The 8,684-nt window shown below is 66.6% G+C and carries 9 protein-coding genes, 1 other RNA gene and 1 pseudogene; 5 read left to right on the forward strand and 6 right to left on the reverse strand.

The features are described 5' to 3' along the window. Positions 1-63: 63 nt before the first annotated feature. Positions 64-527: RNase P RNA component class A (rnpB, locus tag WBQ44_RS03470), an RNA gene on the reverse strand. Between the two features lie 51 nt (positions 528-578). On the opposite strand from rnpB, the gene WBQ44_RS03475 reads away from it, so the two are divergent. Together WBQ44_RS03475 and WBQ44_RS03480 are read left to right on the forward strand one after the other, a co-directional pair. Then, positions 579-1,100, forward strand: coding sequence for a DUF1697 domain-containing protein (locus tag WBQ44_RS03475; protein WP_495565345.1), 522 nt, complete (start codon positions 579-581; stop codon positions 1,098-1,100). Next, the gene (locus WBQ44_RS03480) at positions 1,097-2,389 is read left to right on the forward strand and encodes an ArsB/NhaD family transporter (RefSeq protein ID WP_495565346.1); all 1,293 of its coding nucleotides are present in this window, start codon (positions 1,097-1,099) and stop codon (positions 2,387-2,389) included. Before WBQ44_RS03475 ends, WBQ44_RS03480 begins: the two co-directional genes overlap by 4 nt. Here the strand turns inward: WBQ44_RS03480 and WBQ44_RS03485 are convergent. The 4 genes from WBQ44_RS03485 to cobC are packed head-to-tail and all read right to left on the reverse strand — an operon-like array spanning position 2,372 to position 6,527. Further along, positions 2,372-3,508, reverse strand: a complete 1,137-nt coding sequence (locus WBQ44_RS03485) for a bifunctional RNase H/acid phosphatase (protein ID WP_495565347.1) — start codon at positions 3,506-3,508, stop codon at positions 2,372-2,374. The two genes, WBQ44_RS03480 and WBQ44_RS03485, sit on opposite strands and share 18 nt — an antisense overlap. Then, complete coding sequence (locus WBQ44_RS03490) at positions 3,505-4,242, reverse strand: zinc ribbon domain-containing protein (protein ID WP_495565348.1); 738 nt, start codon at positions 4,240-4,242, stop codon at positions 3,505-3,507. The genes WBQ44_RS03485 and WBQ44_RS03490 overlap by 4 nt, the downstream gene beginning before the upstream one ends. Before the next feature lie 42 nt (positions 4,243-4,284). Then, positions 4,285-5,460: a Nif3-like dinuclear metal center hexameric protein gene (locus tag WBQ44_RS03495; protein ID WP_495565349.1), complete on the reverse strand. Its 1,176-nt coding sequence runs from the start codon at positions 5,458-5,460 to the stop codon at positions 4,285-4,287. Further along, positions 5,457-6,527, reverse strand: coding sequence for an Rv2231c family histidinol phosphate aminotransferase CobC (gene cobC, locus WBQ44_RS03500; RefSeq protein ID WP_495565350.1), 1,071 nt, complete (start codon positions 6,525-6,527; stop codon positions 5,457-5,459). The genes WBQ44_RS03495 and cobC overlap by 4 nt, the downstream gene beginning before the upstream one ends. 44 nt (positions 6,528-6,571) lie before the next feature. Between cobC and WBQ44_RS03505 the strand changes: the two genes are divergently transcribed. Genes WBQ44_RS03505 through WBQ44_RS03515 form a run of 3 tightly spaced genes read left to right on the forward strand, consistent with a single transcriptional unit; the run spans position 6,572 to position 8,513 of the window. Continuing rightward, positions 6,572-7,261: an HAD-IA family hydrolase gene (locus tag WBQ44_RS03505; protein WP_495565351.1), complete on the forward strand. Its 690-nt coding sequence runs from the start codon at positions 6,572-6,574 to the stop codon at positions 7,259-7,261. Further along, positions 7,245-7,475, forward strand: a complete 231-nt coding sequence (locus WBQ44_RS03510) for an arsenate-mycothiol transferase ArsC (protein ID WP_495565352.1) — start codon at positions 7,245-7,247, stop codon at positions 7,473-7,475. Before WBQ44_RS03505 ends, WBQ44_RS03510 begins: the two co-directional genes overlap by 17 nt. 45 nt (positions 7,476-7,520) lie before the next feature. Continuing rightward, the gene (locus tag WBQ44_RS03515) at positions 7,521-8,513 is read left to right on the forward strand and encodes an SURF1 family cytochrome oxidase biogenesis protein (RefSeq protein ID WP_495565353.1); all 993 of its coding nucleotides are present in this window, start codon (positions 7,521-7,523) and stop codon (positions 8,511-8,513) included. Here WBQ44_RS03515 and WBQ44_RS03520 read toward each other — a convergent pair. Further along, positions 8,454-8,684, reverse strand: a pseudogene (locus WBQ44_RS03520) (cobalamin biosynthesis protein); the annotation flags it as partial. The gene WBQ44_RS03515 and the pseudogene WBQ44_RS03520 overlap by 60 nt on opposite strands.

Consider the following 8,684-nt stretch of genomic DNA (forward strand, 5'->3'; position numbering starts at 1 on the left):
ACGCCCGGATGGCCTGCCGTTCGGAACCCGCGGGGCCGGCCGAACAGCGGAAGAGAATGTGCGCGAACGAGTCGGCATGTACGCCGGATCCTGTGAACCGCCCACGCTCGACGCGGGGGCGGAACGACGACCATCCATCTGGGCACACCGTCGCCGGGTACCTCGAGCAGTCCACCCGCAGGCTCGGGCGAGCAGCCCTCGAGCACCTGCGCAGTCGGACCTCGTGACTGTTGACAGCCGCGCGGTTCGACCTTCGACCTTGCTCCGGGCGGGGTTTACCTAGCCATCCCAGTCACCTGGGATGCTGGTGCGCTCTTACCGCACCGTTTCACCCTGACCCGCCGAACACGCCTGCCCGAAGGAAAGCGTAGTCCGCGGGCGGTCTGTTTTCTGTGGCACTGTCCCGCGAGTCACCTCGGGTTGCCGTTAGCAACCGCCCTGCTCTGTGGAGTCCGGACTTTCCTCGGCTCGAAGCTTGGCGGAAGGGCTCCACCAGTTCTTCGTGCCGCAGCCGTCCAACCGACTCGTTCGCAGTAGCAGACTCTACTGTGTCGCCGCGCCGAACTACAGTGCACGTCATGGATCAGGTCGTTCTGCTGCGCGGTATCAACGTCGGCGGAATCAACATCCCGATGGCGGACCTTCGGAAGACGTTGATGTCGGCGGGCTTCGAGGATGTGCGCACTGTCCTCGCTACCGGAAACGTGTTGCTGAAGTCCTCGATCGACCTCGCCGAGTCGAAGGCGTCGATCGAACGCACCCTGTCCGAGACGTTCGGGTACGAGGCCTGGGTCATCGTCATGGACGAGTCGACACTGCGTTCCGTTGTTGCGGCCTACCCGTTCGATTCAGCGCGCGACGGTTGGCATCCGTACGTCGTCTTCGGAAGCGACGCCGGGCACCTCGCCGAACTGGTTGCCGTCTCCGACCGGCTCGACCCAGCCGTCGAGCAGGTCGCAGCGGGTGACGGCGTCGTGTACTGGGAGGTGGTCAAGGGCAGCACGACCTCGAGCGCCGTCGGAAAGTTGACGGCCAAGCCCAGGTACAAACCAACCATCACCACCAGGAACCTGCGCACGCTCGTCAAGATGCTCGCGTGAGCACCGCCGTCGGCCCCTTCACCGCCCTCGGACCCTTCACAGCCTTCGGACCCGTCGCCGCTGCAGCCCTCGTTGCCGCGGTACTCGTCTTCGCGATCGTTCGCCCGAGGGGTCTGTCGGAGGTGTGGGTGGCGGGCCCCGCTGCGGTCATCGCGCTCGGTGCCGGTCTGGTCACTGTCGACGCAGCCCGAGAGCAGGTGCTCGACCTGCTACCGACGGTCGTCTTCCTGGCGTTCATTCTCGTGTTGGCACATCTGGCCGACGTCTTCGGTGTGTTCACCTGGGTCGACTCGGTCATGAGTCGGTCGGCGAAGGGAAGTCCGCATCGATTGCTCGTGTCGGTGTTCGGTGCGGCAGCAGTCACCACCGCAGTGCTGAGCCTCGATGCGACGGTGGTGCTGCTGACCCCCGCTGTCATCGGTGCCGCCCGGGCCCTTCGCTTGTCCGCACGTCCACACAGCTATGCCACGGCGCACCTGTCCAATTCGGCGTCCACCCTGCTTCCGGTGTCCAACTTGACGAATCTGTTGGCCTTCGGCGCCACCGGGCTGACCTTTGTGCACTTCGCGGCGCTGATGACGTTGCCGTGGATCGTGTCGATCTTGATCGAGCTGGCCGTGTTCTGGTTCTTCTTTCGCGGTCAACTGGCCGCCACGCACACCGACGCGCCTGCCGCCCCGAGAGTCGACGCTCCGGTGGGAACACTCGTCGTTCTCGGCGCAACGCTGGTGGGGTTCGCGGTCGCCGGGTTCTTTCACGTAGAGCCGTTCTGGGTGGCGATGGCCGGCTCGCTCGTCCTGGCGGTGCCCGCGCTCGGGGAAGGCCGAACCGACGCCCGCCGTGTTCTGCGCGCAGCCGATCTCCTGTTCTGCGCCTTCGTTCTCCTGCTGGGCGTCGTCGTCGAAGCAGTCACATCAGGGCCGATCGGCGAGTGGTTGAGCGGCATCCTGCCGACGAATACCTCGTTCGGCGGCCTGCTGGTCATGGCGGCGATCGCGGCGGCGGCGTCGAACGTCGTCAACAATCTTCCTGCCACCCTCGTGCTTCTCGCGGCGCTCGGCCCGGCGGCGCCACCCGGATTACTCCTCGCGATGGTCATCGGCGTCAACTTGGGGCCGAACCTGACCTACGTCGGTTCGCTCGCCACCATGCTGTGGCGGCGCGTCGCGGCACGCTACGAAGAACCTGTCACGATCGGTACGTTCACAGCACTCGGGGTGATCACGACGCCGTTGACGATCCTCGGATCCGTCGCCGCCCTGTGGATCTCGCTACGGGTTCAGATATGACGTGTTGTTCACGAGCCGAACCGATGCCCCGCCGTCCGGATAGAACTCGGCGCTGCTGAGGGACGCGAGATCCAGATGGAGCCGGAACAGTATGGACGGGCCCACATCGAGCGCGAGCTGCAGCAGCATCTTGATCGGAGTCACATGCGTGACCACGACCACCGTGGATCCTGCGTGCGTCGCGACCAATGCGTCACGGGCTGCCTTCACACGCTCGAACACCACATCGAAGCTTTCGCCGCCCGGCGCAGACACCGAGGTGTCGCCGAGCCAACGTTGATGGACGTCCGGAAACTGCGTGGAAGCTTCCTTGAATGTCAGACCCTCCCAGGCGCCGAAATCCGTCTCGGTCAGCTCGTCGAGTGTCGACACCTCGAGCCCGACGCGCTGCGCCAGGGCGCCTGCGGTCTGCTGCGCTCGGTCCAGGGGCGACGACACGATGGCAGCGATGTCGGTGCGTTCGGCCAGATGCGCCGCGGCTGCGGTTGCCTGACGTCGACCCAGTTCGGTCAGCGAGGGGTTACCGCGGCCCGAGTACCGCCTGTCCACCGACAGCGGCGTTTGACCGTGCCGCAGCAGAAGCAGACGCGTGGGCTCGCCGACCGCGCCGGTCCACCCCGGTGCTGCGGGCTTCTCGGGTGACTGCGTTGCTGGGGCAGAGGCCGGCGCAGGCGCTGGAGCAGCCTCGAGCTCGTCACCGTTCGCCGCCGCATCCATTGCTTCGTTGGCCAACCGGTCGGCGTGCGAGTTCTGCGCTCGCGGAATCCAGGTGAAGGTGACGCGGTCGAAGCCGCGCGCGAGCCCGGACGCCTCTCGATGGAGAGGAATCATGTCGGGGTGCTTGACCTTCCACCGGCCGGACATCTGCTCGACGACGAGTTTGGAGTCCATCCGTACCTCGACCTCGCGGGCACCGACCTCTCCCGCAGCAGTGAGACCAGCGATGAGACCGCGGTATTCGGCAACGTTGTTGGTGGCCACGCCCAACGCGAGACGTCGCTCGGCGAGTACGTCGGTGCGGTCCGCGGAGAGCACGACGGCTCCGTAACCGGCAGGCCCGGGGTTGCCGCGCGAGCCACCGTCGGCCTCGACGACAACCCGCGGGGATGCCGAGGTCACAGACCGGACTCCTTGGTACGCACCAGAATGGCGTTGCACTCGGAGCACCGCACCAAGGCGTCGGCCGGCTTGGCCGCGATGCGGGAGATCTCGCCTCGGTCGAGTTCGATCCGGCAAGCGCCGCATCGACGGGCCTGCAGCAGCGCAGCGCCACGGCCGGTCAAGGCACGCTGCTTCTCGTACATGGCCATGAGGTCTTCGGGAAACGTTGCCGCGAGCTCTGCCCTTCGCTTCGTCGCCCGCTGCTCGGCGGCGTCGACATCGGCGAGTGCATCGTCGCGTCGTCGCTGAGCGTCGACGAGCTCGTCTTCGATCTGAGTGAGCTGAGCGCCTGCATGGTTGTAGTCGGTCTCGGACGCCTCGCGCTGCTCCATCACTTCGAGCAGTTCTTCCTCGAGGATGCCCTGGCGGCGTTCCAGGCTGGACAGCTCGTGCTGGAGTTCCGACATCTGCTTGGCCGCGACCGTTCCGCCTGCCAGCAGCGTTCGATCGCGCTCCTCGCGCTGACGGACCGCGTCGACCTCGCCTTCGAGCTTCTTGATGTCGCGGTCGAGGTCGTCCATCGCGATCTGCACGGTGACGGCAGCGTCTTTGCGTGCGATGCGCTCGGCGTCCAGCTTCTCGTACTCGGCCTGCTCGGGAAGGCTCTTACGACGGTGTGCGATCTGCGTCAGCTCGGTGTCCACTGCGGCCAGTTCGAGAAGTGAGGCCTGCACTCGGGGGTCGACATTCACGCGTGATGACTCCTGCGACTATGGAAGTTGATTCGGTCGAGCCTACCGGCTGACGCCGACTCCGGAGACCGACCCGACGGTCCACGGGTCGGTCCGCTTGTCGCTGACGCGGCTCGTCCATCCGGGTGTGTGCCCGAATTCGGCGTCGACCACCGCTCGGGCCTGTGCGCACCACGGCCATTCGGACGCCCAGTGCGCGACGTCGATCACGGCGGGCCCGCCTCGCCGCAGGTGTTCGTCGACGGGGTGATGTCGCAGGTCGGAGGTGACGAACACGTCGGCGCCGAGTGGTCCGACCGCGTCCAGGAACGAGTCGCCGGCTCCGCCGCAGAGTGCGACCGTCGATACCACGGCGTCGGGGTCTCCGGCAGCGCGGACGCCCCACACGGTGTCGGGTAGTGCGGCACGAACCCGTTGGGTGAACTCTCGCAACGTGGTCGGGGCGTCCAGTGTCCCGATGCGTCCGAGCCCTGTCGCCGTGGGTAGCCGCGCTTCCTCGAACACGTCGAACGCGGGCTCCTCGTACGGATGAGCTGCGAGAAGGGCCGCGCGGATTGCGCTGCGTGCGGATGCCGGGGCGACCACTTCGACGCGATCCTCTTCGAGACGTTCGACGGTTCCGACGCTGCCGATGGTCGGGTCGGCGCCGGCCTCGGGGAGGAATTGTCCGGTACCTCGGACGCCCCAGCTGCAGTCTCGGTAGTCCCCGAGCGAGCCTGCCCCGGCGTCGAAGAGGGCCCGTCGAACCATCTCGGTGTCGGTCGTCGGAACAAACACGACCCACTTGTCCGTCCGGGGCGCGTCGATGGGTTCGATCGGGCGCGTCGCGGTGACGCCGAGCAACGACGCGAGAGCGTCGGACACCCCGGGATTCGCGCTGTCGGCGTTGGTGTGGGCGGTGAACAGTGCACACCCGGCTTTGACCAGGCGGTGGATCAGCGCGCCCTTCGGGGTGTTCGCTGCCACGGTATCGACACCTCGGAGCAGCAGTGGGTGATGCACGACGAGCAGGTTCGCCCCCGTCGCGATGGCGTCGTCGACGACGTCAGCGGTGGCGTCCACGGCGTACACGACCGAGCGCACCGGGTCGGCCGGATCGCCGCACACCAGTCCGACCGAATCCCAGCTCTCGGCGAGCCGCGGCGGGTAAGCGACGTCGAGAACTGCGACGATGTCGGCGAGCGACACCTGGAGTTCGGACTGGCTGTGTTCGGTCACGGTTTCCTCTTCGACGGCGCGGTGGGAACGCCGACGCGGCTCAACGCGTCGACGAGCAGGTCCACCTGGTTCGGACTTCGGACGGCGACGCGCAGATGGTCCGGCGCAAGCCCCGGGAAGGTGTCGCAGCGACGCACCGCGACACCCTCGGCTCGTAGTCGGAGACGTACACCTTCGGCGTCGGGAACCTGCAGGAGCAGAAAGGGTGCAGCTGCCGGCGTGCACACGTCGATGCCGATGCTCTGCAATCGCGTGATCATCGCGTCACGGTTCACTGCGATCTCGCGTGCTTTTCGCTCGGCGATCGCGACAGCGTCGGGTTCGCTGCATGCCGTGATCGCCTCGATCTGCAGACTTCCCACCGGCCAGTGCGCGCGTCCCCGAGTGAGTTCGTGCAGCACGTCCGGGTGCCCCAGTGCATAACCGCAGCGCAGGCCCGCCAGCGCCCACGTCTTGGTCAAGCTACGCAGCACCAATACGTCGGCAGCGGATACGTCGGCCACGGATTCGGGCTCCCCCGGAACCGCGTCCGCGAACGCCTCGTCGACGACGAGCAGTCGACCGGGGCGACGCAGCGCGAGAATCGCTTCGCGGTCGTGCAGTACCGAGGTCGGGTTCGTCGGGTTTCCCACCACCACGAGATCAGCTTCGTCCGGCACCGAGGTCGGGTCGAGGCGGTACGGCGCCGGCAGCAGCACCTGCGTCACCCCCACGCCTGCCTCGCGCAGTGCGAGTTCGGGCTCGGTGAACGACGGGTGGATCACGGCTGCCGAGCGCGGCCGTAATCGGGGAAGCATCGCGAATCCTTCGGCGCCGCCGGCCAACAGCAGCACCTCGTCGGGCGTCCGGCCGTGTCTTCGCGCTACGACCTCCCGAGCCCGACGGTCCGCCGACGCGCTCGGATACCCGCCGAGGGAATCGAGCCCGGCTGCCAGCCTTTCCCGCAGCCACGCGGGGGGTGCGTCACCCTGCACGTTGACGGCGAAATCGACGAGCCCGTCGCCCACTTCGGCGTCGCCGTGATGGCGAAGACGCGACAGTGAATCCAATTCGGTGGGTCCAGTCATTGCCGACGAGCGTAGTCTCCGCCGTCACCGATAGGGTCTTTGTCATGACAAACCCAGACGCAACGCGCGCCACGGTGGTTCTGTTCGATCTGGACGGCACGCTCACCGATTCGGCGCCGGGCATCCTCGCGGGCTTCCGGCACGCATTGGCTACCGTCGGGGCACCCCCACCGACCGAGGATCGGTGCGCACGCGTCATCGGTCCTCCGATGATCGACACGTTCCGTTCGATGGGATTGGCCGAGGACGTGGCGCAGGCTGCGATCCGTGCATACTTCGAGCGGTACGACGCCACCGGGTGGGCCGAGAACTCGGTCTTCGACGGCATCGAACCGGTGCTGAAGAACCTGAAGAGCCGTGGTGTCAGGCTGGGGGTGGCGACCTCGAAGTCGGAGCGTTTCGCCCACCGCATTCTCGACCACTTCGGCTTGTCCGAGTTTTTCGAGTTCATCGGCGGTGCCAGCAACGACGGTGTCAGGCGCGCGAAGCCGGACGTCATCGCACATTCCCTGCGCAACCTCGGTGTCATTCCCCGAGAACTGCACGACGGCGGAACGAACGGGGTGCTGATGGTGGGCGATCGTGATCACGACGTCCACGGCGCGGCCCGCTTCGGAATTCCTGCCGTCTATGTCGACTGGGGTTACGGGCTTGCCGGCGAGAACGACGACGCCGCCTTCGCAGTGGGCACCATGGCCGAGCTCGATCGGGTGCTTCGTGACAACACGCGCTGACAACAGAGTGCACGTCACCGTGGTCTGTACTGGCAACATCTGCCGGTCCCCGATGGCGGAGAAGGTGCTCGCCCAACACTTCCACGTAGCAGGCCTCGATGTGTCGGTCGCCGACCCGTACTACCCGTCCGACGACAGCTTCACCGAGGTGCGCGAACAGATCGAGTCGGCGATGCAAGGTCTCGTCCGGTGGATCGAGAATCGGGTTCGGTGACAAGCCCGAGTACGCCGTTTTCGATGAGCCGCTACCGTAGATGACGTGCGAAGGCTGAGATTTTTGCTGCGTCCGGGTTGGTTGGCGTTGGCGGCCGTCGTGGCACTGTTCGCGTATCTGTGTTTTTCGGTGCTCGCGCCGTGGCAGCTCGGCAAGAACACCGAGACGTCGCAACGCAACGAGCTGATCAACGCCTCGGTCGAAGCCGACCCGGTCGCCATCACGGAGTTGTCGAACGAGGCCGGGTTCGACCCGGAAGACGAGTGGCGGCGCGTCGTCGCAACAGGTAGGTACCTCCCTGACCGAGAGGCCCTTGTTCGGCTGCGAAGTATTCAAGAAAAGCCGGCTTACGAGGTCATCACGCCGTTCCAGCTCGACGACGGTCGCACGATTTTGGTCAACCGCGGCTACGTTCTGCCGGTGCGGGGCACGGAACCGCCGCCCATCGAAGCGGCGCCGTCGAGCGAGGTCACCCTCGATGCTCGGCTGCGGCGGTCGGAGGGCACGTCCCGTGAGCCGATCGTCGAAGCCGGCCAATTGCAGGTCTACAACATCGCGCCGGCGCAGATCGGACCGGCGGTCGGGGTCGACGCACTCGACGGCTACCTACAACTCGCCGAGGGTCAACCCGGTGGGCTGGGCGTCATCGCTTTACCGCAGACGGACTCCGGACCGTACCTGTCGTATGGATTGCAGTGGCTGGCGTTCGGCATCATGGCACCGCTGGGTCTCGCGTACTTCGTGCGAGCGGAGTTGCGCGAGCGACGCAAGAGCAAGCAGCAGGACATTGCTCGTGAGCCGTCGACCGACGCCCCCGGGGTAGGTCGACTCTCCGACGAATTCCGAGCGTCCGACCGATCACGCACCACCGAAACCCGCACCACCGAACCCGGTACCACCCAACCCGGTACCACCAAACCCCCGGCCGACGAGTTCCGATTGCCGACGCGCAAGGAGCGCGCGAAGGCCCGAAAGGGGTCAGCGCCGCGTACGGCGAACGATGTTCGTCTGGCCGAGCGCTACGGCAAGAATCGCTGACACCGCGACGGCCGATACCTGCACGATCGTCGACAGTCTCGCTGCACGTTGCAGGTCCGACGGCGTCGGGCTGCGCCCGTTCCCGAGAGTCGGCCTGATTTCGACCCCGTGGGCGTATTCGGTCCGACCCCCCAGGCTCAGACCGAGTGCACCTGCGGCGGTGGCCTCGGC

The organism is Rhodococcus sp. (in: high G+C Gram-positive bacteria) (assembly GCF_049591685.1).
GTDB lineage: Bacteria > Actinomycetota > Actinomycetes > Mycobacteriales > Mycobacteriaceae > Rhodococcoides.

Excerpts from the sequence above, each read along its gene's own strand:
- WBQ44_RS03505 (WP_495565351.1), top strand. The coding sequence starts at position 6,572 with ATGACAAACCCAGACGCAACGCGCGCCACGGTGGTTCTGTTCGATCTG.
- WBQ44_RS03475 (WP_495565345.1), top strand. The coding sequence starts at position 579 with ATGGATCAGGTCGTTCTGCTGCGCGGTATCAACGTCGGCGGAATCAAC.
- cobC (WP_495565350.1), bottom strand. The coding sequence starts at position 6,527 with ATGACTGGACCCACCGAATTGGATTCACTGTCGCGTCTTCGCCATCAC.